22 protein-coding genes and 1 tRNA gene are annotated in these 23,057 nt (G+C 69.8%); 13 read left to right on the top strand and 10 right to left on the bottom strand.

Annotated features, from left to right (window positions below):
* Position 1 precedes the first annotated feature (1 nt).
* The 5 genes from ACSNOA_RS15040 to ACSNOA_RS15020 all read right to left on the bottom strand — a co-directional run bounded on the left by ACSNOA_RS15040 (position 2) and on the right by ACSNOA_RS15020 (position 4,705).
* On the bottom strand, positions 2-730 hold the full coding sequence (locus tag ACSNOA_RS15040) for an ABC transporter ATP-binding protein (RefSeq protein WP_436658867.1): 729 nt from the start codon (positions 728-730) through the stop codon (positions 2-4).
* Positions 723-1,541 carry an ABC transporter ATP-binding protein gene (locus ACSNOA_RS15035; RefSeq protein WP_436658865.1) on the bottom strand — a complete coding sequence of 273 codons (819 nt, stop codon included), beginning with the start codon at positions 1,539-1,541 and terminating at the stop codon, positions 723-725. The genes ACSNOA_RS15040 and ACSNOA_RS15035 overlap by 8 nt, the downstream gene beginning before the upstream one ends.
* The gene (locus tag ACSNOA_RS15030) at positions 1,538-2,575 is read right to left on the bottom strand and encodes a branched-chain amino acid ABC transporter permease (RefSeq protein ID WP_436658863.1); all 1,038 of its coding nucleotides are present in this window, start codon (positions 2,573-2,575) and stop codon (positions 1,538-1,540) included. Before ACSNOA_RS15030 ends, ACSNOA_RS15035 begins: the two co-directional genes overlap by 4 nt.
* Entirely contained in the window at positions 2,575-3,468 is an 894-nt protein-coding gene (locus tag ACSNOA_RS15025) for a branched-chain amino acid ABC transporter permease (protein WP_436658861.1), read from the bottom strand. Before ACSNOA_RS15025 ends, ACSNOA_RS15030 begins: the two co-directional genes overlap by 1 nt.
* Before the next feature lie 64 nt (positions 3,469-3,532).
* Positions 3,533-4,705 carry a branched-chain amino acid ABC transporter substrate-binding protein gene (locus ACSNOA_RS15020; RefSeq protein WP_436658859.1) on the bottom strand — a complete coding sequence of 391 codons (1,173 nt, stop codon included), beginning with the start codon at positions 4,703-4,705 and terminating at the stop codon, positions 3,533-3,535.
* A gap of 205 nt (positions 4,706-4,910) precedes the next feature.
* Between ACSNOA_RS15020 and ACSNOA_RS15015 the strand changes: the two genes are divergently transcribed.
* The 4 genes from ACSNOA_RS15015 to ACSNOA_RS15000 are packed head-to-tail and all read left to right on the top strand — an operon-like array spanning position 4,911 to position 7,708.
* Positions 4,911-5,042 carry a hypothetical protein gene (locus ACSNOA_RS15015; protein WP_436658857.1) on the top strand — a complete coding sequence of 44 codons (132 nt, stop codon included), beginning with the start codon at positions 4,911-4,913 and terminating at the stop codon, positions 5,040-5,042.
* Positions 5,042-6,328 (top strand): aconitase X, encoded by a 1,287-nt coding sequence (locus ACSNOA_RS15010; RefSeq protein WP_436658855.1) that lies wholly within the window; start codon positions 5,042-5,044, stop codon positions 6,326-6,328. The genes ACSNOA_RS15015 and ACSNOA_RS15010 overlap by 1 nt, the downstream gene beginning before the upstream one ends.
* A gap of 4 nt (positions 6,329-6,332) precedes the next feature.
* Positions 6,333-6,761: an aconitase X swivel domain-containing protein gene (locus tag ACSNOA_RS15005; RefSeq protein ID WP_436658852.1), complete on the top strand. Its 429-nt coding sequence runs from the start codon at positions 6,333-6,335 to the stop codon at positions 6,759-6,761.
* Positions 6,758-7,708: an ornithine cyclodeaminase family protein gene (locus ACSNOA_RS15000; protein WP_436658850.1), complete on the top strand. Its 951-nt coding sequence runs from the start codon at positions 6,758-6,760 to the stop codon at positions 7,706-7,708. Before ACSNOA_RS15005 ends, ACSNOA_RS15000 begins: the two co-directional genes overlap by 4 nt.
* Positions 7,709-7,733: 25 nt before the next feature.
* On the opposite strand, the gene ACSNOA_RS14995 is transcribed toward ACSNOA_RS15000, so the two are convergent.
* Positions 7,734-8,609 carry a S1 family peptidase gene (locus ACSNOA_RS14995; RefSeq protein ID WP_436658848.1) on the bottom strand — a complete coding sequence of 292 codons (876 nt, stop codon included), beginning with the start codon at positions 8,607-8,609 and terminating at the stop codon, positions 7,734-7,736.
* 291 nt (positions 8,610-8,900) lie between these two features.
* Between ACSNOA_RS14995 and ACSNOA_RS14990 the strand changes: the two genes are divergently transcribed.
* Together ACSNOA_RS14990 and ACSNOA_RS14985 are read left to right on the top strand one after the other, a co-directional pair.
* Complete coding sequence (locus ACSNOA_RS14990; protein ID WP_436658846.1) at positions 8,901-10,325, top strand: M1 family metallopeptidase; 1,425 nt, start codon at positions 8,901-8,903, stop codon at positions 10,323-10,325.
* 147 nt (positions 10,326-10,472) lie between these two features.
* Positions 10,473-11,531 (top strand): hypothetical protein, encoded by a 1,059-nt coding sequence (locus ACSNOA_RS14985; protein WP_436658844.1) that lies wholly within the window; start codon positions 10,473-10,475, stop codon positions 11,529-11,531.
* A gap of 106 nt (positions 11,532-11,637) precedes the next feature.
* Here ACSNOA_RS14985 and ACSNOA_RS14980 read toward each other — a convergent pair whose 3' ends face one another.
* Complete coding sequence (locus ACSNOA_RS14980; RefSeq protein ID WP_436658842.1) at positions 11,638-14,454, bottom strand: BTAD domain-containing putative transcriptional regulator; 2,817 nt, start codon at positions 14,452-14,454, stop codon at positions 11,638-11,640.
* A 268-nt stretch (positions 14,455-14,722) separates the two neighbouring features.
* Between ACSNOA_RS14980 and ACSNOA_RS14975 the strand changes: the two genes are divergently transcribed.
* The 5 genes from ACSNOA_RS14975 to ACSNOA_RS14955 all read left to right on the top strand — a co-directional run bounded on the left by ACSNOA_RS14975 (position 14,723) and on the right by ACSNOA_RS14955 (position 18,443).
* Complete coding sequence (locus ACSNOA_RS14975; protein WP_436658840.1) at positions 14,723-14,902, top strand: hypothetical protein; 180 nt, start codon at positions 14,723-14,725, stop codon at positions 14,900-14,902.
* 86 nt (positions 14,903-14,988) lie between these two features.
* On the top strand, positions 14,989-15,513 hold the full coding sequence (locus ACSNOA_RS14970) for a TlpA family protein disulfide reductase (RefSeq protein WP_436658838.1): 525 nt from the start codon (positions 14,989-14,991) through the stop codon (positions 15,511-15,513).
* Positions 15,510-17,348, top strand: a complete 1,839-nt coding sequence (locus tag ACSNOA_RS14965; protein WP_436658836.1) for an ABC transporter ATP-binding protein — start codon at positions 15,510-15,512, stop codon at positions 17,346-17,348. Before ACSNOA_RS14970 ends, ACSNOA_RS14965 begins: the two co-directional genes overlap by 4 nt.
* Positions 17,345-17,896: a S26 family signal peptidase gene (locus ACSNOA_RS14960; protein WP_436658834.1), complete on the top strand. Its 552-nt coding sequence runs from the start codon at positions 17,345-17,347 to the stop codon at positions 17,894-17,896. Before ACSNOA_RS14965 ends, ACSNOA_RS14960 begins: the two co-directional genes overlap by 4 nt.
* Positions 17,880-18,443 (top strand): MauE/DoxX family redox-associated membrane protein, encoded by a 564-nt coding sequence (locus ACSNOA_RS14955; RefSeq protein WP_436658832.1) that lies wholly within the window; start codon positions 17,880-17,882, stop codon positions 18,441-18,443. Before ACSNOA_RS14960 ends, ACSNOA_RS14955 begins: the two co-directional genes overlap by 17 nt.
* Before the next feature lie 1,191 nt (positions 18,444-19,634).
* Here ACSNOA_RS14955 and ACSNOA_RS14950 read toward each other — a convergent pair.
* The gene (locus ACSNOA_RS14950; RefSeq protein WP_436658830.1) at positions 19,635-20,630 is read right to left on the bottom strand and encodes an aldo/keto reductase; all 996 of its coding nucleotides are present in this window, start codon (positions 20,628-20,630) and stop codon (positions 19,635-19,637) included.
* Positions 20,627-21,058 (bottom strand): VOC family protein, encoded by a 432-nt coding sequence (locus ACSNOA_RS14945; RefSeq protein WP_436658828.1) that lies wholly within the window; start codon positions 21,056-21,058, stop codon positions 20,627-20,629. The genes ACSNOA_RS14950 and ACSNOA_RS14945 overlap by 4 nt, the downstream gene beginning before the upstream one ends.
* Before the next feature lie 66 nt (positions 21,059-21,124).
* On the opposite strand from ACSNOA_RS14945, the gene ACSNOA_RS14940 reads away from it, so the two are divergent.
* Positions 21,125-21,739 carry a TetR/AcrR family transcriptional regulator gene (locus ACSNOA_RS14940; RefSeq protein WP_436658826.1) on the top strand — a complete coding sequence of 205 codons (615 nt, stop codon included), beginning with the start codon at positions 21,125-21,127 and terminating at the stop codon, positions 21,737-21,739.
* Between the two features lie 139 nt (positions 21,740-21,878).
* Positions 21,879-22,457 carry a DUF3592 domain-containing protein gene (locus ACSNOA_RS14935; RefSeq protein WP_436658824.1) on the top strand — a complete coding sequence of 193 codons (579 nt, stop codon included), beginning with the start codon at positions 21,879-21,881 and terminating at the stop codon, positions 22,455-22,457.
* Between the two features lie 301 nt (positions 22,458-22,758).
* Here the strand turns inward: ACSNOA_RS14935 and ACSNOA_RS14930 are convergent.
* Positions 22,759-22,825, bottom strand: a tRNA-Ala gene (locus tag ACSNOA_RS14930).
* Positions 22,826-23,057 lie beyond the last annotated feature (232 nt).

The following is a 23,057-nucleotide window of genomic DNA, read 5'->3' as shown; positions in this document are numbered from 1 at the left end:
GTCAGGCCCCCAGATATGCCTCGACCACGCGGGAGTCGCGCGCGAGCTCGCGAGCCGCTCCCTGCAGGGTGATCACACCGTTCTCCAGGACGTACGCGCGATGAGCGATCTTGAGCGCGGCACGGGCGTTCTGCTCGACGAGCAGCACCGAGGTGCCGTCGGCGTTGATCTGGCGGATCAGGTTCATGATCTGGGCCACCACGAGTGGTGCGAGCCCCATCGAGGGCTCGTCCAGCATCAGCAGTTTGGGCCCCGCGACCAGCGCGCGACCCACCGCGAGCATCTGCTGCTCGCCGCCGGACAGGTTCCCGCCCTGCTGGTTGCGGCGCTCGGCGAGCCGCGGCAGCAGGGCGTAGACCTCGTCGATCCGGCGGCTGACCACGGCCTTGTCGGTCACCAGGTAGCCGCCGAGTTGGAGGTTCTCGTGCACGGTCAGTCGGGGGAAGATGCGGCGTCCCTCCGGCACGTGCACCACCCCGGAGCCGACGATCTCCCAGGGCTTGGCCTTGGTGATGTCCCTGCCGAACGCGCGCACGGTGCCGCCGGTGGACCGCACCACTCCGGAAACGGTGGCGAGGGTGCTTGTCTTGCCCGCGCCGTTGTTGCCGAGCAGGGTGATGATCTCGCCCTCGCCGACGGTCAGGGTCACCCCCCGGAGGGCGTGGATGCGGCCATAGTGGACGTCAAGACCGTCGATCTCCAGTGCACAGCGGCCGGCGGCGTCATTCATGGCTCGTCATCTCCTCGCTCGTGGCCTCCTCGTCGTCGTCCCTGCCGAGGTACGCTTCGACCACGGCCGGATCGCGGCGTACCTCATCGGGAGTGCCGTCGGCGATCTCCCGGCCGAAGTTCAGCACGACGACCCGGCGCGACACCTGCATGACGAGATCCATGTCGTGCTCGATGAGCACGATGGCGACGCCGAGCGCGCTGATGCGGTGCAGCAGATCGAGCAGCTCGCCCTTCTCGCCGTAGTTGAGGCCGGCGGCGGGCTCGTCCAGCAGGAGCACCTTGGGCCCGCAGGCGAGGGCGCGGGCGATCTCGACGCGCCGCTGCTCGCCGTACGGAAGGTTCCGCGCCAGACCACCGCGGTCGCCGCGCAGGCCCACGAAGTCGAGCCACCGGTTCGCCTCATCGGTCGCCTCACGTTCCGAGCGCCGGAACCGCGGCGTGTGCAGCAGCGCGTCGAGGGCGTTCTGCCGCAGCCGGAGGTGCATCCCGGCGCGGACGTTGTCGAGCACCGTCAGCTCACCGAACAGGCGCAGGTTCTGGAAGGTGCGCGACATCCCCCGGGCCGCGATGGCGGACGGCCGCAGGCCGGTGATGTTCGCGCCGTGCAGCGTGATCGAGCCGCCGGTGGGCTTGTAGAAGCCCGTGACGCAGTTGAACGCGCTGGTCTTGCCGGCACCGTTGGGTCCGACGAGGGAGAGGACGTCGCCTTCGTTGACGTGGAAGGTCAGCCCGTCGACGGCCTTCACGCCGCCGAAGTCCAGGTGCAGATCCTGCACCCGCAGGAGCGGTACGGGTTCTGGCGTGCTCACGGCACCACCTCCTCGGCCTCGCGCACGTCATGCTCCTCGGCCTTGCGCTGGTCGCGCCGGGACTGCCGTTCCACGGCCCGCGCCGGCCACAGTCCCTGCCGACGGAAGATCATCACGATGATGAGCAGGATCCCGAACACGAAGTACCGGTAGTCCGCCGCGTCCCGGAGAAGCTCGGGCAGCACGCTGATGACGATGGCGCCGAGCACGACGCCCGGCGTCGAGCCCATGCCACCGAGCACGACGGCCATCAGGATGAGGGCCGACCACAGGAAGGTGAAGCTCGGTGGGGAGATGGCGGACAGCTGGGCGCCGAACAGGATGCCGGCGAGGCCACCCCAGATGGCGCCGCCGATGTAGGCGGCGAGCTTCACCCGGTACGTGTTGATGCCCATCGCCTCGGCCGCGTCCTCGTCCTCGCGGATGAACCGCCAGGCGCGTCCGAGCCGGCTGCGGCCGAGCCGCGCCGCGCCGAGGACGGCCAGGGCGACGACGACCACGCAGGTGTAGTAGAGGCCGACCGGGCCGCTCAGGTCGACCCCGAGCAGCATGATGCCGGGGATCCCGTAGATGCCGGACGGCCCACCGGTGATGGTGAGGTTGTTCGCCGTGACCCGGATGATCTCCCCGAAGCCGAGCGTCACGATCGCCAGGTAGTCGCTGCGCAGCCGCAGGGTGGGCCCACCGATCACGATGCCCGCGACCACCGCCGCGACGATGACGACGGGCACCGTGGCGAGCAGCGGCCAGCCGTACCGGGTGGCGAGGATTCCGCTGACGTAGGCGCCGATCGCGAAGAACGCGGCGTACCCGAGGTCGAGCAGGCCGCAGTAGCCGACGACGATGTTGAGGCCGACCGCGAGCATCACGAAGAGCAGTGCGGAGGTCATGACCGACAGGGCGTAGTTGGTCGCGGTGATGAACGGCGCCAACAACGCGACGGCCAGTCCGATCAGGCCGACGTAGCGGTTCTGCTGGATGCGGTCGAAGAGCGCACGGGCGCGGGCGGGTGACGTGGCGAGGTTGGTGGTCATCAGACACGCTCCGTAACACGCTCGCCGAGGATGCCGGTCGGGCGGAGCGTGAGGAAGACGATGAGGAAGCCGAAGGCGAAGACATCGCGCCACTGCCCGCCCATCCAGGCGGTGCCGATCGACTCGAGCAGGCCGAGCGTCAGGCCGCCCAGCATGGCGCCCTTGATGTTGCCGATGCCGCCGATGACGGCCGCGGTGAACGCCTTGAGCCCGATGATGAACCCCATCAGGAAGTCGATCTTGCCGTAGTAACCGCCGGCCATCACGCCGGCGGCGCCGGCGAGGGCGGAGCCGATGAAGAAGGTACGCGCGATGACGGCGTCGACGTTGATGCCCATGTACAGGGCTGCCGTCGGGTCCTGGGAGATGGCGCGCATGGCCCGCCCTGTCTCGGTGCCCATGACGAGCCACTGGAGGCCGGCCATCAGCAGGATCGCAATCAGGATGAGACCCACCTGCTGGATGGTGATGCGGGCGCCGAACAGGTTGACCGAGTCGCCCGCCAGCCGCACCGGGTAGACCTCCGGGTTGGGCCCGGCCACCAGCCGCATCCCGTACTCGAGCGCGAACGAGGCGCCCACCGCGGTGATCAGTACGGAGAGCCGGGGCGCGCCGCGCAGGGGACGGTAGGCGATCCGCTCGAGCAGCAGGCCGGCCGTTCCGGTCACGAGCATCGCGATGACCAGGACGATGAGCAGTGCCACGAAGCCGAGGCCGGTCGCCAGCCCGCCGGCGACGCTCAGGACGCCGAAACCGACGAACGCGCCGAGCATGTACAGGTCGCCGTGGGCGAAGTTGAGGAGCCTGATGATGCCGTACACCATGGTGTAGCCCAAGGCGACCAGGGCGTAGAACGATCCGACGAAGAGACCGTTCCAGATGAGCTGGGTCATGGGAGTCCTTCGGGGAGCGCCCCGGCGGCGCGCTCCTGGGAGTGCGCCGCCGGGAGCGTGCGACCTACTGCAGGGTGTCCTTGAGGACGATCTTGCCCTTCTCCACCGTGAGGATCTGGAAGCCGCCGCTGGAGAGCGTGTGGTCGGGCGTGAACTTCAGCGGCCCGGAGAACAGCTGAAAACCGTCGATTCCCTCGAGCGCCTTGATGATGGCGTCGCCGTCGGTCGAGCCGGCCTTCGCGACCGCCTCGGCGGCCACCCGGACCGCGTCGTATGCCTGGGTGGAGTACGGACCCGGGGCCGCGCCGAACTTGCCCTTGTAGTCCGCGATCCACTTGTCGGCGCCCTGGATCGTGTCCGGGGTCTGCGTCATGGTGGCGAAGGCGCCTTCGGCAGCCTCGGGGCCGGCGATGTCCACCAGCTTCTGGTCGACCGACCCGTCGGCGACCATGATCTTGCCGTTGTAGCCCGCCTGCCGCAGCTGACGGATGATGAGGCCACCCTCCTGGTAGTAGCCGGTCCAGTAGATGAAGTCCGGCTGGCCCTTCAGGATGGCGTTGACGTTGGCGCTGTAGTCGCTCTCACCCGCGGTGACCGATTCGCGTCCGGCGAGCGCCGGCGAGCCGGTCAGCAGCTTGGCGGTGGTGTCGGCGATGTCCTTGGAGTAGCTGGTGTTGTCGTCCATGAGGGCGACCTTGGTGGCACCCACCTTCTTCATGAACTCCAGCGCGGCGTCGGACTGCTGCGCGCCGGTGCCGTTGATCAGGAAGACGTTCTTCTTGTGCTGCGCGACCAACTCGTTCGAGTTGGCGGCCGGGATGAGCATGGGCACGTCGGCCTTCTCGAAGATCGGCAGCGTGGGAAGCGTCGCACTGGAGCAGTAGCCGCCGACCGAGATCTTCACACCCGCGGTGACCAGCTTGTTGGCGCCCGCCGTGGCGCTCTTGGCGTCGCACGCCTCGTCCTCGACCTTGAGTTCGAGTTTGCGCCCGTTGACGCCGCCCTTGCCGTTGATCTCGTCGACGGCGAGTTGCGCGCCGTTCTTCATGTACGGGCCGATGGCCGAGCTGCTGCCGGACAGCGGAGCCAGCATGCCGAGGACGATCGGCCCGTTGTCCGCCTTCTCGCCCCCTCCCGAGGCGAGCCCGTTACCACAGGCGGAGAGCATCATGGCCGCTACGGCCGCGCCGCCCACGAGGGCGACTCGTGACAGCCGTCGGGTTAGGTATGACGTCATTGTCCACACTCACTTCCCTCGAGGACCGACACACGTGGACGGTCAGGTAGCGATTGGTAGCACTGCTGTGTGACGTAGCACCGCACTATGGCACACGACACAACGTTGCTCCAGAGCTGCTTGTGGGGGTGTTACGGACGTGTGACTTGAGCCCATCGGACCGCTGTGTAATATTTTACTGGCCGTCACGAAAGGGCTTCCCGACATGACTGCCTCCCCCGCTGGCCGCACCCGCACCTGGCACGGCGTGCTCGTCGCAGCCGCACCGTCCTACCGCGACGACCTGTCCGTCGACCTCGACGCCTACGTGACGCCGACCCCCGGCGAAGGAGCCTGATGCCCGGCGACGACGGCCTGGTCCTCACGGCCGAGGAACAGTCGATGCTGGCCGGAGAGCAGGGCCCGGCCACCGCGATGTGCATGCGGCTGATCGTCGGGGTCGCGCGCGCGAACGGCGCCGAACGACTGGTGCCGATCGAGTCGGCGCACGCCGATGGCTGCCTGTACCACGGCGTGGCAGGGCTGGAGTTCACCGAACGGCTGGTCTCCCTCGGCGCCCGGGTGCGGGTGCGCACGACGCTCAACGTCGGCTCGCTCGATCTGCTGCATCCCGAGCTGGTACGCGCCGACCCCGAGGTGGCCGAGAACGGCCGGCGCCTGATGGACGCGCACACGGCCCTCGGCTGCGAGCCGATCTGGTCGTGCGCGCCGTACCAGTCCGGCCACCGGCCGGCGAGAGGCAGCCACGTAGCGTGGGCGGAGTCGAACGCCATCGCCTTCGTCAACTCGGTACTCGGGGCGCGCACGGACCGGTACGGCGACTTCATCGACATCGCCGCCGGCGTTGCCGGCCGGGTCCCCTACTCCGGTCTGCACCTGGAGCGAAACCGCGCCGCCGCGCTGGTGCTCGACTTCTCAGCGGTCCCCGCCGCGATGCTGGACGACGACGTCACCTGGCCCGCGATCGGGGCGCTGCTCGGCGAACTCGCCGGAACCCGGGTCGCGGCGCTCACCGGCCTGCCCGGCGACCTGAACGACGGCGGGGTCACCGAGGACCGGGCCAAGGCGCTCGGCGCGACCGCCGCGTCCGCGGGCGGCGTCGCGCTGTTCCACCTTGTGGGGATAACCCCGGAGGCGCCGACGCTGGACGCGGTGCTCGGGCCTGCGGCCACCACCGTGCCGGTGACGGCACACGACCTCAGGCGAGCGCGCGAGCGGCTGAGCACCGCCGCCACGACGTCACTCGACGCCGTCAGCCTCGGCACACCGCACTTCTCGCTGTCCGAGTTCGCGGCCCTGGCGCGCGAGTTGCGGGGCGGCCCGCCGTTCAGCTCGTCGGTCGACGTGTTCGTGTCGACCAGCCGGACCGTGCTGGCCGAGGCGGAGGCACGCGGGTACGCCGACGCCGTGCGCGACGCGGGTGGCCGCATCCTCACCGACACCTGCACCTACGTGACGCCCGTGCTGCGCGACGGGATCCGCACCGTGATGACGAACTCGGGCAAGTGGGCCTGGTACGCGCCGGCCAACCTCGGAATCGACACCGTACTGGGAAGCCTGGCCGAGTGTGTCGCCTCGGCGAGAGCCGGGAGGGTGGTACGCGATGAGCGGCTGTGGGGATGACCAGGTGACGCTGTCAGGCCGCTCCCTGCATCCGGGACAGGCGAGCGGTGTCGTACTCGCGCTCGACGAACCGCTCTCGTTCTGGGGCGGGGTCGACCCCTGCGGAGTGATCGTCGACGCCCACCATCCGCAATGCGGCGCCACGATCGCCGGGCAGGTCCTCGCGATGCAGGCCGGGCGCGGCTCCAGCTCCTCCACGGCCGTGCTCGCGGAGCTGATCCGGTCGGGGCACGCGCCGGCGGCCCTTCTCCTGGCCGAGCGCGACGCGATCCTGGTGATCGGGGCCCTTGTCGCCGCCGAGATCTACGGCATCACGCTGCCCATCGTGCAGCTCGCCCACAACGATCTGGCACGAATGCACACCGGCACCCAGGCCACCGTCCTTGCCCACACCGCCCCGCTGGCGGCGACCGTGACGGCGGGGAGCCGATGAGCGCGACACTGCCGTACCTCCACGAGGCTGACGTCATCGGCCTGGTGCCGTTCGCCGATGCCGTCACCGCACTGGCGAAGGCACTGTCCCGCGGGCTCGATCCGCAGGCGTCCCTGCAGCGCTCCATTCACGACGTGGCGCACGGTCAGCTGCTGCTGATGCCCGCCGAGACCGCGGCCGCCGTGGGCGTGAAGCTGAGCACGGTGGCTCCGGGCAACCCCGACCGTGGGCTCCCACGCGTCCAGGCGCTGTACGTGCTCTACGACCGGGTCACGCTGACGCCGGTGGCGCTGCTGGACGGCACGGCCCTGACGACGTTGCGAACCCCTGCTGTCTCCGCGGTCGCGGTGGACCACCTCGCCGCGCCCGAGGCGCGACACCTGGTCGTGCTCGGCTCCGGCCCACAGGCGTGGGGGCATGTGGAGGCGCTGCGCGCCATCCGCCCCCTCGGCACCGTCACGGTGGTGGGCCGGGACCCCGACCGCGCGGCGGCCCTGGTGGCCAGGGTCCGGGACAGCGGTCTGGACGCGCGCGTGGGCAGCCGCGACGACATCGCGGATGCGGACGTGGTGGTCTGCGCCACCACGGCCCGCCAGCCGCTCTTCGACGGCCGCCGGTTGCGCCCGGGGACCTGTGTAGTCGCGGTGGGCTCCCACGAGCCGGACGCCCGTGAACTCGACGACGCGACGATCGGCGCCGCCGAACGGGTGGTGGTCGAGGCCCGCGGCGTCGCCCTGCGCGAAGCTGGTGACATCATCCAGGCCGTACGCGCCGGCGTCGTCCGCGAGGACGATCTCATCGAGATTCGCGATGCGGTACGCCTGACGCCCACCACCGGTTCATCGGTCTTCAAGAGCGTCGGCATGGGCTGGCAGGACCTTGTGGTGGCCGAGATGGCCTACCAGCGGTGGACGGAAAACCGGCAGGGCTTACGGCCGCAGCCGTAAGCCCCGCCGATTACAGGGATCGCCGTCAGTAGACGGTCACGCCGTACGCGTTGGCCGCCTCGCGCACGGGCTGGTAGAAGGTGGTGCCACCGGTCGTGCAGTCACCGCTGCCACCCGAGGTCAGGCCGAGCGCCTTCGACCCGTCGTAGAGCGGGCCACCCGAGTCGCCGTGATCGGCGCACACGTTGGTCTGGATCATGCCGCTCACGGTGCCCCCACCCTTCCCCGAGTAGCGAACCGAGACGTTGAGCGCGGTGACGGTTCCGCTGTGGGTGCCGGTGGTCGACCCGGTCCGCTTGACCGATTCCCCGACGTACGCGTCCGCCACGGTGAACCCGCCGGGGTGGCTCTGCGCGGCGTTGTCGTAGCGGACCAGCGCGTAGTCGTTGCCCGGGAAGCTGGAGTTGACGGTCGGCCCGATCAGGGTGCTCTGGGTGGCATTGCTGTACCAGGTGTTGGCCACGTTTCCGCAGTGCCCGGCCGTGAGGAAGTAGTAGGTGGACCCGCTCACGACGTTGAAGCCGAGCGAGCAACGATATCCGCCGCCGTAGATGGCGTCACCGGCGGACAACAGCGGGCTGAAGACCCCGGACGCACGCTCGACGCGGATCGCGCCCGCCTTGGTGCCGGCGGTCTGCTTGATCGTGGCGATCTCGGCGCGGGAGACGGTGTCATCGGCGGTCACGACGACACGACCGGATGCGGGGTCAACGTGCCAGGCGATGCCCTCGACGCCCGAGCGTTGCACCGCGTCGCCGACCTCGGCGAGTTGGCTGGCACTGAAGTCCTGAGGGGACGCCGATGCGGCGGCCGGCAGCGCGAAGGCGGTGGTGGCGACCACACCGACGGCTGCGGCGAGCATCCTGGCGGATCCGGCGAACGGACTGAGCTTGATTCTCACTGGCTCCTCCTTGGGAGTGACCGGGCCCGTTGAGTCGTGGCCCCGTGGGCGCGATCGGGAGCCTGATCGACCAGTGTCTTCCGAGGGCGCTCTCAGCGAGTATCGTCATGCATCAATCAGTTTGCAAGATGCAACTTTCGCTTCGCCGCGTTTGGGGGCGGGACGCGACGCCGCGCAGTCCGGGAGGCGAGATGGCCTGCAGACCTTGACGCCTGAGCGCTCCGTGCGGATGGATAGGGCGTAGACGTCCGCTGGCAGCGCTGCCACGGCGGTCCGATGGAGAGGATTCACATGACAATCCCACGCCTGCAGGGTGCCGCGCTGGCCACGGTCGTCCTGGTGGCTGTCGGCTCGGTGGCGGCGCCGACCGCGGCAGGCGCCGCACCTGGCGCCCCTGGAGCTGCCCGCTACTCGGCCGGTGCGGCGAGCGTCGGCGACCCGTACTTCCCCGACCAGGGCAACGGCGGGTACGACGTCCAGCACTACGACCTCACCTTCTCCTACGACCCGGCGACCCGGTTCATGGACGCCACCGCCACCATCACCGCGGTCGCCACCCAGGACCTCGACCGGTTCAACCTGGACTTCCGCGGTCCGAAGGTCTCCACGGTGACGGTCAACGGGCATGCGCACGGCTTCACCCGACGCGGCCAGGAGCTGATCGTCACCCCGCGTCCGAAGCTCAAGGCCGGACACACGTTCACCGTGGTGGTGAAGTACGCCGGCGTACCGGGCCCGATCACCGACCCCGACGGGTCCATCGAAGGCTGGGTGCCTACCGACGACGGCGCGTTCGTCGCCGGGGAGCCCCAGGGCGCGCCCGCCTGGCTGCCCACCAACGACCACCCGACCGACAAGGCCACCTTCCGGTTCACGGCGAGAGTCCCGGCGGGGCTCACGGCCGTCGGCAACGGCCAGCTCCTGTCTCAGAAGACCCGGGACGGCTGGACCACCTTCACGTGGGACTCGACCGAGCCGATGGCCACCTACCTGGCGACGATCACCATCGGCAACTTCCAGGTCACCGAGTCGACCACGCCCAGCGGGATCCCGGTGTACGTCGCGATCGACCCACGGCTGGTCGCCGGGTCCGCCGCCGCGGTGGCACAGATCCCGCAGATGATCGACTTCTTCTCCGCGACGTTCGGTCCGTACCCCTTCGCCTCTACCGGGGCGATTATCGATCGGGCCCCCGACGTGGGCTACGCCCTGGAGACCCAGACCAAGCCGATCTTCTCCAGCGCCGCGGGCGTCGGCACGATGGCCCACGAGCTGGCCCACCAGTGGTACGGCGACAGCGTCTCCCCCGAACGCTGGTCGGACATCTGGCTCAACGAGGGCTTCGCCACCTACGCCCAGTGGATGTACACCGAGCACACCGGCGGCGCGTCGGTCAGCCAGACCTTCAACAGCAGCAGCAACTACGGTCGGGCCGCGTCCTCGCCGTTCTGGCAGACCGTCCTCGCCGACCCGGGCCCCGAGGAGATGTTCAGCAACATCCCGTACAACCGGGGCGCCATGACACTGCACGCGCTGCGCGAAAAGATCGGCGACGGCGCCTTCTTCCGCATCCTGCGCGCGTGGGCGGCCAACCACCGGTACAACCACGCCGCAACGGCCGACTTCATCGCCCTCTCCGAGCGGGAGTCCGGGCAGAAGCTCACCGCCTTCTTCGACGTGTGGCTGTTCCAGAAGGGCAAGCCCACGACCTGGTGACGTGGGGGGCCGGCGTCCGTCCGGTCGCTGGCCCCACCCGCGCCGCACGGTGTGACCGATCGCCGGTGGTCACGGGTCAGCCGTTCTTCCCCGCCGCTGCTTCACTGTGCTCGGCCACGCACGGTCCGGACATCGACGGGACGCCAGATGGATCTGATCTTCGGCAGCATCGAGCGGGCCTTCGATCTGCTCCGACGACACGTTCCCTGGCTCGCGCTGCTGGTCGCGGCGCTCGGATGGCTGGCGGCGACAGCCGCTTTCATCTGGCTGACCCGGTTGGACTCGGACGGTGTGGCTTCGCAGTCCGTGCAGTGGTCGTCGGTCGCCTTCCTCGTCCTTCCGCCACTCCTGCTGCTGCTGATCGTCGGCATCCGCGGAATCGCCGGGGTGCCCCCGGTGGCCTGGCCGCTCGGCTTCGCGTCCGTGGTGATGGCCAGCGCCTTCATCGGGGTCACCTACGCCGGCAGCCGCCACAGCGAGGGGTACGGCTGGGTGGTCTCGTTGTGGAGCTTCCTGTACGCCCAGATGTTCGTGGTCATCGTGACCAGCGTCGACGAGCTGGCGCGGCGGCGACGCCACGGCCCCGGCGGCTACCGGCACCCCGACGACGAACGCCGCACCCGCCGTCGCCTGCTCCAGGTGAAGACGCTGATCACCGGGGTCAGCCTGGTGACCGTCCTCCTCGGCCTCGGGGCCGACGGCTTTCTGGACAGACTCGGCGAAACTGGCGATCTCCGGTTGGGTGGCCCCGGCACTCGGGTAGCCAGCATCGCCATCCTGCTCGTTCCGCTGCTGATGCTGGCCCTGTTCGTCCGCCACCGATGGACGGCCCGGGTGGCCGCCCTCGCCACCGGCCTCACGGTCGGGCTTGCCCTGTTCGCACTCCCCGCGCAACAGCGTGCCGACACCGCCCTCCAATACGGGTGGCTGGTCATCACGGTCCTCTACCTGCTGCTCAAGGCCGCCAACCGGACGTACTGGCCGGCGTGGCCTCGCCCGGCATCCGCCACTCCCACGCCCGTACACCCAGGACAATGGCGCCCGACGGGAGGCGCACCGCCCCTGCCGCCTTCCGTCCCCCTGCCGAACCCGCGGCCGACCGTCGCCGGCAACCACACCGCCGACATGGGGTGGATCGTGGTCTCCGTCCTGACCTACGTCGTCTCCTGCTGCGGTGGCGGCCTCCTCTACCCCGACCGGGGGTAGCGGAGAGGGTTCGCCCTGGGCGCTGGACCTGCCCGTGACCGGTCCCGGGGCGGTCCCCGCACCGCCCCCAGCCCGGCCGGGCCTGCCATGGCACAGGGCCTGGGCATCACCCGCCGGCTATCGCGGTGGGAGGCGTCGGGGTCGGCTCTGCGAGAGTCGCACGTGCCTGTTCCTCGGTGATGTGCCCGCTGTCCTGCAGGAGCTTGAGCGACTCACGCCAGTGCACTCGGGCTCCCTGAACGTCGTTCAGCTCGTAGAGCGTCTGCCCGAGCCACCACAGGTGATCTGCCTCGCCCAGCCGGCCCCCGCACTGCCGCAGTTCCCGCAGGGCCTCTGCGAAGACGTCGACTGCTGTCTGGTGCCGACCGGTGAGCCGCAGGATGTTGGCGATACGGCCGAGGGTCATGCCGAGCAGATGCTGATCACCCACTTCCCGAAAAATCTCAGCAGCGTTCTGATAGGTGGACGCTGCCCGCTCGTGGTCGCCGGCGACCTGGTAGACGAGTCCGAGGTTTCCCATCGCCTGGCCTTGCCCTCTACGGTCGCCGCCGTCGCGGAACAGCTCCAGGCAACGTTCGTGGTAGTCGATGGCCGCCGCCAACTCGTTCCGCTGACGCGCGAGAATGCCGAAGTTGTTCAGTACACCGCCGATGGTGCGACGGTCTCCCGACTGCTCCGCGTAGCGAAGCGCCGATTGGAACTCGCGGGTGGCGGCGTCGTGGCTGCCGAGAATCCCGTGACCGATACCGAGGATGTTGTGGGCACGTCCCGCCAGAAACGCGTCGCCGAGGTCGCGGGCAATGTGAACGGCGACGGTGTTCAAGCGCACGATCTCCGGAGCGCGATCGCGGATCATCAGCGCGGAATACGCCGCCAGGGCAAGCCGCGCGGCGTCGGAGGCGAGCTCCGGCACGGCGGCGAGTTCGGCGGCGACGGTTGTCAGCTCGGCGGCGTTGGCGTCGATCCACTCTATCGCTGCCTGCCGGTCATCCAGCCGGTGGCCAGCGGGATGGTCGATCGGTGGGCCGCCCAACGGAGGGAGATCGTGCGGGTCCAGCAGCGCGCTCGCCTGCCCGGCAAGGGCCAGATAGTGCGCGAGCGCTCCCCGACGTGCCGCGTGCCGCTCACCTGCGGAGATTTCCGCAGCGCTCCGCTCGCGAGCGTAGAGCCGTACCACGTCATGCATGAGGTAGCGGTCTGGCTGGGGACAGTCGACCATCCGGGCGTCGACCAGTCGGTCCAGCGTTGCCTCGGCGTCATTGAGGGTCGTTCCGGCCAGTGATGCGGCGAGGGGCAGATCGATGGCTGGCACGCGGAGCGTCGCGAGCAACGCGAACATCCGGGTTGCCGCAGGTCCCACATCCCGGAGGCCGACCGACAAGCCCGCTCGGACGCTGAACTCGCCGATCTGCAGCTCGTCGAGTCGGCGGCGTTCGTCCGCCAGGCGGTCTGCGAAGGCGCGGACGGGCCAGTCAGGCCGTGCTGCCATCCGGGCGGCGATGATCCGTATCAACAGCGGCAAGCGTTCACACAGGCCCACGATGCGCCGGGCGGCGGGCAGGTCCGTCTGTATCCGCTGGCGGCCCGCGAGTGTACTGAGCAGCTCCACGCCAGCCGTCGAGTCCAAGGGTTCGATTCTGACGAAGGCCGCGCCGTCGAGGGTGGATAGGACTGACCGGCTGGTGATGATGGTTGCGCAAGCGGGATCGGCGGGCATGAGGGGACGGACCTGGTCCACCGACATCGCGTTGTCGAGGACGACGAGAATTCGTTTCCCGGCTATCGTGTCGCGCCAGGCGGCGGCGGCCCCGCTCAGGTCGGCAGGAACCGCGCCGCCCGAGACGCCGAACAGGCGCAGCCACCGAACCAGCAGCTCGTACGGTTTGACGGGGTCCAAGCCGGCGGCCGAGCCCTGCAGATCTGCGAAGATCTGACCGTCGGGGAATCGTTCGGCCACGAGGTGCGCCAGCCGCATGGCGATGGCCGACTTGCCGACTCCTGGCACGCCGTCCAAGGCGATCAACCGCTTGGTGCACAGCAGGTTCACCAACTGAGCCAGTTCGGTGTCCCGGGCGGTGAAGGTAACCGGCGCCGCCGGCACCTCGTGGACTGGCGGCCGAGGCGAAGCCGGGACATCGGAGCCTGGACCGGGGCTACCGGTGGGCCGGACCTGCTCGGGAGCCGTCAGCCGTGAATCCGCGGCGAGGATCTGTCGGTGCAGCCGCTGCAACGCTGGGCCGGGGTCCGTGCCGAGCTCCTCGGCCAGCTGCGACCGGGCCCGCTCGTAGCGAAGTAGCGCGTCGGCCGCCCGCCCGCACCGGTACAGCGCCAGCATCAGCTGCCCGGTGATCCGCTCGTCGAGCGGGTACGCATCGGCCCGCTCGGACAGCTCGGTGAGCAGCTCAGCGTGATGCCCACAGCGCAGGGCAACATCAGCCCGGTCAAGTTCGGCGCCGAGGCGCTGGTCCTCCAGCCGCCGCCGGAGCCTGTCGAGCCAAGGGCTGTCGAGCCCGGCCAGCGGGATACCGCGCCACAAACCAAGCGCGGCGTCGAACCGCTCCAGTGCTGTGTCGTCATTCCGCGCATCGCGTGCCTGGCGCAGGAGCAGCTCGAACTTGTGAAGGTCGACGACACCGGGATCGGCCGCGAGCAGATATCCGGCCGAGTGCCGGGCGATCCTGACATCAGGGGTGCCAGCAAAAGCCTGGCGTAGCCGGGAAAGGTAGCTGTAGAGGGTTTCGCGTGCCCTGCGCGGTGCTGCGGCACCCCATATCCGCGCGATCAGCTCGTCGATCTGGACGGGCCGTGGCATGTCGACCAGCATCGCCACGAAAACCGCCCGCTGCCGGGCGTGGCCAAGGTCCACCGGCTGATCGTCGATGTGCGCCTCGACGGCGCCGAGGAGCCGGATGCGCACTGCCATCCCACGATCAGCCAATCTATCCAGGGCCTCGCTGATGCCCCACACGTGACAACGAGCAGTTGCGAGGATAGTGCCTTTTCGATGTTGGCCGACGCTGCAACGCTCGCCCGCAGGGAGGGCCCCGCCGCTCCTCGGCTACACGGTTCCTGAGCTGAGGGCCCCGGTGGCGTAGGCCTTCAAGTTTCGCTCAAGGTTCGTCCAATGCGGAACGTCGATGGTGGGGTCTCCACCTCCGGTCCGTCACGGACCGCCGGCTTCGAGGAGAGTCATGAAAACGATCACCCGGATCGGCGACGCGCTGCTGAACCGTCTCGCCCCCCGCATGCAGGCCGACGCCGCATGCATCTTCTCCGGCTGGGCCGGGCCCTGCGTCGTCGGAACCTCCGGCTGCCGGGTCCAGTGCCTGGCCAACTACGACAACTGCCCCAGCAGGTGGGTCTGCCGCTGAACCGACTGGCGGGGTGGCCCGGTCTGCCGACCGGGCCACCCGGCCTCGTCCTGGCCACCCCTGATCGTCGAACGACTGGAGCCGCCATGTCCCTCACCGCAGCCGCCGTGCTCGTCGCGGCCGTCATCGGCCTGCTCAACCTCGTCCTCGCCCTCGGCATGGTCCGGCGGCTGCGGGACCACGAGACGAGGCTGGCCGGCCTCGAGCCGCGCTACTCAGCGTCGCTGGGAAGCCGGATCGGAGCGTTTTCGGCCACCTCCACCCGGGGTGTCCCGCTCAGCGCCGAGTCGCTTCCCGCACGCGCCACGATCGGTGTCTTCGCCCCCGGTTGCGAACCGTGCCACCGCCAACTGCCGGACTTCGTGGCGTACGCCCGGCAGCTCGACGACCCGGTGGCGGTGGTGCTGACCGGCGGCGGGGATCACGCCGAGCTGGTGGCCCGGCTGGAAGAGGCCTGCCACGTCGTCCTCGAGCCGCTCGGCGGGCCGGTCAGCACTGCACTCCAGGTGGTGGCCACCCCGACGCTGATGCGCGTGGAGGACGGCGTGGTCACCGCGGTCGAGTCGGTCGTCACCAAGTTGCGGGCGAGCGAGGCGGTGGCACCAGCATGACTCGTAGGCCCTCGACCCGCCGGTGGCGGAGGCCCGGCGGGGTCCGGGCAGCCCTCACGATGGCGTGGCGGGCGGCTCCCGGACCGTTGGTCCTGCTGGGCCTGGTCACGCTCGTCGCGTCCGTCGTTCCCGTCTGCTCCGCCTGGCTGCTGAAGAGTCTGCTCGACCGGATCGTGACCGGAGCGGCAGGACTGACCACGTTCGGCGTCGGCCTCTGCCTGCTCGGGCTCGTCCTTGGTGTCCTGCCGGAGGCCACCAACTACCTGCGGGCCGAGTTGAGCCGGGCAACCGGCCTGGCGGCGAGCGACCGGCTGTACTCGGCGCTCAACCGCTTGCCGGGCCTCGCCCGGTTCGAGGACCCCACGTTCATGGATCGGCTCCGCATCGCCAGTCAGTCCAGCGCGACCACACCGCCGGCGGTGGTCCAGGGCGCCATCGCACTGGTCGGCAGCGCGGTGACGATTGGCGGCTTCCTCGGCACGTTGATCACCATCAGCCCATGGATGGCCCTGGTCGTTCTGGCCGGCGCGGTCCCGGCGCTCCTGGCCGAAATCGCCCTGGCCCGGCGAACGGCCACCATGTTGTGGAGGATCGGGCCGACCGAACGGCGCGAGTTCTTCTACGCCGATCTGATGGCCAACCTCGACGCGGCGAAGGAGCTGCGGCTGTTCGGCCTCGGCGGCTTCCTGCGCAACCGGATGTTGACCGAGCGCCGGCGGGCCGACGACGAACGCCGCCGGCTCGACCGCCGGGGCCTTCGGGTTCAGGCGGCCCTGGGGCTGCTCTACGCCGTCATCAACGGTGGCGGGATCGTCTGGGCCGTCTCCACCGTGCGCGGCGGAACGATCGGGGTCGGCGACATCGCGATCTTCCTCGCCGCCGTCGCGGGCGTGCAGGCCGGTACCGCCTCGCTGGTCAACCAGGTCGCCTCGACTCACCAGCACCTGCTGCTGTTCCAGCACTTCCGGGACGTCGAACGCACGCCGCCCGACCTTGTCGTCCGACCCCGCCCCACCCCCGTCCCGACCTTGGACACGGGCATCGAGCTGCGGGACGTGTGGTTCCGGTACGGGCCGGACTCGCCCTGGGTGCTCCGCGGGGTCGACCTGTCCATCCCGTGCGGACAATCCCTCGGCCTCGTGGGCCGCAACGGGTCGGGAAAGAGCACGCTGGTGAAGTTGCTCTGCCGTTTCTACGACCCGCAGCGCGGCAGCATCCGCTGGGACGGGGTGGACCTGCGGGACATGGATCCGGCGCAGCTACGGGAGCGGATCGGCGCGTTGTTCCAGGACTACATGGCCTACGACCTGTCCGCCGCGGAAAACATCGGGCTCGGCGATCTGGCCCGGCTCGCGAACCGGCCGGCGATCCGGCAGGCCGCCCAAGGCGCCGGTGTCGACGAGACGCTGGCCGCGCTTCCTCGGGGGTACGACACCCTGTTGAGCCGCAGCTTCTTCGACATGGACGGCGACGAGCCCGCCGACGGCGCCCCGCTCTCGGGCGGCCAGTGGCAACGGGTGGCGCTGGCCCGCGCGGTGTTGCGCGGCGAACGCGACCTGCTGATCATGGACGAGCCCAGCGCCAGCCTCGATCCGGAGGCCGAGTACGACATCCACCGCCGGCTGAAGCGACACCGTGCCGGCCGGACAAGCCTGCTCATCTCCCACCGGCTGGGTGCCCTCTGGGACGCGGACCTGCTGGCGGTGCTGGACGAGGGACGGATCGTCGAGCAAGGTACGCACGACGATCTGATCGATCGGGGCGGCTGTTACGCGCGCCTGTTCAACATCCAGTCGTCGGGCTACCACCGGGGACGGATCGAGGTGGCCACATGAGCCTGTGCCTCATGGTCGTACCTCCGCTGGCGCTGCTGCTCGGCGCAATCGGATGGATCCGTCGGCGGCTCATCGTCACCGAGGTGCACGGACCGAGCATGCTTCCCACCTATCGTGACGGCGACCGGTTGCTCACCCGGCGGCGTGCCGGGAGAGAGCGCCTGTCGACCGGACAGGTCGTGGTGCTGCGCAATCCGCGCCCGCCGGGTCTGCCCGGTTCGTCTACCGGTCCCTGGCTCGTCAAACGCATCGTCGCCGTCGCCGGAGACCGACTGCCCCCCGGAATGCCGGGAGGACACGTGCCGGACGGGTACGTGCTGGTGCTCGGTGACAACCTCGCGCAGAGCCTGGACTCCCGACATCTCGGGCCGATCCCGACCCGCGCCATCCTGGGCACCGTCGTACGCCGAATGGGTGGCCGGCGCCCGGCGGCGGGCCGTGGCACCGCAGACGGTGAGCCGGGTCGGTCGGACGCCGCCACCCCGGAACGTTCCGTCGCCCGGTGGGACCTCGTCGAAGGAGTGGACATCGGTGGACCACCTGTTTGATTTCGGCCGGATCTTCCTTGGTCTGGTGTTCGTCTTCTCGGTCGCGGGAAAGGTGCACCGCCCTGTTGCCTTCCGCGCGTTCCGACAGTCGGTGATCTCGCTGGCGCCACCACTGCGCGGCGCGGCGACGCCCGCGGCGGCACTGGTCGTCGTTGCGGAGACATCGTCAGCGCTCACGTTGGCACTTCCCGCGACCGCTCCGGTGGGCTTCGCGCTCTCCGTCCTGCTGGTGAACGCGTTCACCGCAGCCCTGGTCGTGGCGCTGCGAAGGAAGACCGCAACCACCTGCGGCTGCTTCGGCGACAGCGGCAGTCCGGTCGCGCCTCGGCACGTCGCCCGGAACGCGGTCCTGCTCCTGGTCGCGGGAGGGGGCCTGTTCGGGTGGGCCGCCGGAGGCGGTCAGGGTCGGCCCTCGGCCGGCCTGGTTCTCGTCAGCGGACTCGCTGCCGTCCTCGCCATCGTGACGGCAACGCTCGACGACATCGTCGCCCTGTTCGCCACGGTTCCGGGGGCGGCGACCCACCGTCGCGCGCACGCGCGGCAGTGACCGCCCGGGCCAGGTGGGTAACGGCGGGCAGAGCGGCGCCGTCGACCAGCGGAATCCGACCACTCCGGGACGGACGGGTCTGCTGCACCGATAGGTGTGGTGGGAGCGAGCGCATGAGGTACCGGCTGCGGCTCGATGTAGAGCGGAGGCGGTGGAGCGCCGGATGGCAGGGCGGGACGACTAGCCCGTCAGAAGATTGACGAGGACACCTGCGGGAATGGACGCGGCTACACCAGCGAGGAACCACCACAGTTGGGCACGCTGCCCACGCCGGTCAGCTCTCGCTAGCAGCCGCTCCAGGTCTGTGTAGTAGTCGTCGGGAGCTTCGACGTGCCCAAGGAATCTCAAGGGGGACTCAGGGGACCGTTCGCCTTGTGCCTCTTCCGCGCGTTTCGATGCCGTCAGTTGGGCTCCCCGCTGTCGCCGTACACGACTTGTACGCGACCAGGCGTGCGCAGCCGAGGATCGGCGCCATCCGCGCTTGGGCCAGGGGCCACCTCCCCCATCGCCGTCTTCGCGGGGGGCGGGGAGGGGCCTTTCGAGCTTTTCCCACAAGTCATGGGCGTCGAAGTCGTCTGGCTCCTGGTCTTCGTCCGGCCGACTAGAAGACTCTGCTCCCACGAAGGGCGGGGGCCGGAACTCGTCTGCGAACGGACGGACCGGATAGTCCGAGAGCGTGGGGCGCCCACGGTGGCCGCCGGTTGCCCACCAGTACAGTCCGGAGAAGCCGATCAACACCAGGTCGGCAATCGCTGCGACCGCCGACCAGGGGTGCGGAAGGGCATACGCAACGCCACCTGTCACGGCCGCTGCCACGATGAACGCCTTCGACGCGGTCCTCATGACCACCATTGAAACGTCTCTACGGCCGCCCGTGTGACCCCCAGGAGAGGATTAACGGCGGCGTGCGGCCGCGAGATCCGCGACCACCTGCCGCCAGGGCTCCCGACGGCCAACGAACGGTGCGTCGTGCTGGAAGCACCGCCTACCAGTCCGTGCGGGCGGGACAGACCACCACTGTCGACATCGGCGTCGTGGCCACCGGCACCACGTCGTGACCTGATCGGCGAGACACCGCCCGCGGACACCAGCAGCCGGTGGGTCGTGTGCGACCCGACCGGCGACGCGGTGATCCAGCACAAGGCGGCGTCTCGCCGGTCCGGCACGGTTGGTCAGCTGACCGACCCGGGGTCAGAGCGCGGCGGCGCCGAGCACCCACGGTCTGGTCTGGGCGATGAAGTCGACCGGGAATCCGAGACTGAACCCGGTAGCCGCCTCGAGGCGCACGACCAGGTCCGGCGGCAGCGTGACCCCGGTGCAGCCCAGGTTGTCCCGCAGTTGCTCGACGGTCCGGGCACCGATGATCGGCAGCACGCCACTGCGTTGGCGGGTCCAGGCGAGGGCCACCTGCGCCGGGGTGACACCCAGCTCGCCGGCGGTCTCCTCGACGACCCGGGCCACCCCGAGGTCGCGTTCATCGATGGTGTGCCGGCCGAGCCGCGCCCTCCCATCGGGGCGGCCGGGGTTGTACTTTCCGGACAGCACACCACCGCCGAGCGGGCTCCAGGCCGTCACGGTGAGGCCGGACGCCTCGGCCATCGGCAGCAGCTCCCGCTCGGCGTCGCGGTTGATCAGGCTGTACGGCACCTGAAGACCGGCGAAAGGGGTCCAGCCACGCCAGTCGGCCAGCGTGTTCGCGCGCGAGACCACCCAGGCCGGAGTGTCCGACACGCCGACGTAGAGCACCTTGCCGGCGGTGACCGCGTCGTCGAGTGCGCGCATGGTCTCTTCGATCGGCGTGTGCCGGTCCCAGATGTGCACCCAGTAGACGTCGACGTGGTCGGTGCGCAGCCGGCGCAGACTGGTCTCCAGCGAGAGTCGCAGGTTCTTGCGGTGGTTGCCGCCGCCGTTGGGGTCCGCTGGGTCACGTGTCACCGTGTACTTCGTGGCCACCACGAACCGGTCGCGCCGTCCGGCCAGCAACTCGCCCAGGATCTCCTCGCTGGCACCGCCGCGATAGTTGATCGCGGTATCGACGACGTTTCCGCCGGCCTCGGTGTAGGCGTCGAGGATGCGTCGGCACTCCTCGATCGGCGCGCCGACGCCGCCCTGTTCACCGAACGTCATCGCGCCGAGCACCAGCTCGGACACCCGCAAGCCGGTCCGCCCGAACGTCGTGTACCTCATGCGAACATCGCCGCCACGTGCTCGGCCAGCTCGTCGGCGGGGACGTCGCGCAGGTGCCGGCCGACCGCCCAGCGGTGCCCGGACGGGTCGAGGAACTGCGCGGTCCGCTCGCCCCAGAACGCGTCGTGCGGCGGCTCGAACGCGGTGGCCCCCGCGGCGATCGCGCGATCATAGGCGGCGTCGACGTCGGGCACCGGCAGATGGAACGCGGCCGGGGTGCCGCTCAGCGCCGCCGGAGTGCGCAGGCCGCGGTCCGGCCATTCCCCGGCAACGGCCAGCACGGTGGCGCCCACGCGCAGCTCGACCGTGAGCGGACGGCCGTCAGGCAGCGGAACGCGACGTGTTTCCTGGGCGCCGAGCACCTCGCCGTACCACGCGGCCGCAGCGTCGGGATCCTCCACCACGAGATGGATGGCAATCTGTGTCATGACACGACCATACGGGTTGTCTGGTTACTCTGTCTAGACGACCGGTACGGTAGGCTGTGACTTGTGATGGCCCGACGTGACGAACCCCCACGAAACGACGCCGAGCTGCGCGAACGCATCCTCGACGCACTGCGCGAGCTGCTGCGTGAGCGCACCTTCGACACGCTCAGCGTGGCCGAGATCATTGCCGCCGCAGGGATCTCCCGCGCCAGCTTCTACTTCTATTTCGCGGGCAAGCAGGCGGCGCTGGCCGAGCTGGTGCGTCGCGCGGTCAGCGCCGGCCACGAGGCCGCGCAGCCATGGGTGCAGGCGACGGCGGGCCCGCGCGAAACCCTGCGGGCGGGTGTCGACGCCGGGGCCGGACTGTGGCTCGCCAACGCGCCCGTGCTGCGCGCGATAGTGGAGAGCTGGGCGTCCGACCCGCAGTTGCGCGAGCTGTGGCTGGCCCAGATGGCGACGTTCACCGAAGCCGCGATCACCCGCATCGAAGCGGACCGGCGCGCTGACCCCGCTGTCGCGGCCCGCCTTGAGGGCGTCGACGTGCCGGCGCTCGCCGCATCGCTGACCTGGACCGGCGAACGGCTGTACTACCTCGCCGCGAGCGGAGTGCCGCCGTTCGACGACCGGACGGTGCTGGTCGAGACACTGACCCACCTGTGGGTGTCCGCGCTGTACGACTAGGCACCCTCGTGCTTCCCCCGATTAGGCAGCGACCGCGCGAGATCCGGATCACTTGACGGCGGCCGGTCGAACCGGCCCGGGTTCGCGTCACGTGGGTCCGGTGACGCGCTGTACGCACTGGTGACGGAGGACGGCCAACATGCCCAACCAGATCACGAGGACCCTCGCCGGCATCCTGTCCGGTCGAGGTGCACGCACCGCCGCTGGCGCGGTCCTGGTCGCCGACGGGCTGGTCGGAATCGACGTCCCCGGCGGACGCAAGCGGGCCGGCATCCTCGGATCCCTCGTGGTGCTGGCAGTCGGCCTCTTGTTCGTCGGTCTCGGCTGGTGGTGGCATGGCCAGCACCAGCCCTACGAGGCCGGAACGTCGACGACCGCCACCGTCACCAGGATCACGAGCTCCCGCGACAGCGAGGGCCGCACACTGTACTCGCGGGTCCTGACCTTCACGACGTCGGACAACCGGCCGGTGGAGTTCACCGAGCAGGAGCAGAGCACCAAGCGGGCGGCAATAGGTTCCACCGTCACCGTCTCGTACCTGCCGCAGGACCCTGGGTCCGCGCGCATCATTTCGGAGACGGACTGGGTTCCGTACAGCGTCATCGCCATGGGAGCACTGGCCGTGCTTCTCGGAGCGGTGATCTTCCTCGTACGTCTGGTCAGCCTCATCACGGGTCTCTACCTGCTGGCCAGTGCCGCTCGGCGCCGAGGACGGTAGTCGAGATTGAGGCCGACGTCGCGTTCGGACACCAGCGATGGCGGCACAGGGTCCGCCTGACACGGTCCAGGCCGGACATGTCGGGGTACGACGTACCGCTGTTGCTCGGTGAGGAGGAGGGCTACTACGGCGAGGCGTAGTCAGCCCGTACACGCTCGCCCGGCAGGCCCCTCACAGGCGCAGTCGGGGACCCTCGGTCGCCCGGCCCGGTACGACTTCCTGCCCCTGGCGTATGGATGATCCGGGCATGCTGTCGCCGGGTCGGGTGGTGTCGGCGGACCGCTGGTAGTGCAACCTCGAGTGGAGCCGAGCTGAATCGAACCGCTGACTTTCGCAGTGCGAATGCGACGCTCTGCGCTACGAGCCCCGTTGCCACTCTTCGCTGTCGGCTGACGCCCCGGAGACCCCGGGACGCTCTGATCGCACCCTGATCGTGGTGCCCATGGCTCGGGGCCTCTCTCGGCTTCAGGCGGCGCGCCACCGGAGACGGCTATCGGCGCCTGACGTTTTACAGACCATCAGCTTCCCGGTGCTCGTGAGCCCGAAGGCGCCTGCGGGTTTGCAGTAGGCACCGGGGCGCACACCCGTGCGAATGGCCGG

The organism is Micromonospora sp. URMC 103 (genome assembly GCF_051386435.1).
Lineage (GTDB): Bacteria > Actinomycetota > Actinomycetes > Mycobacteriales > Micromonosporaceae > Micromonospora.
This window is presented reverse-complemented; position numbering and strand designations above follow the sequence as displayed.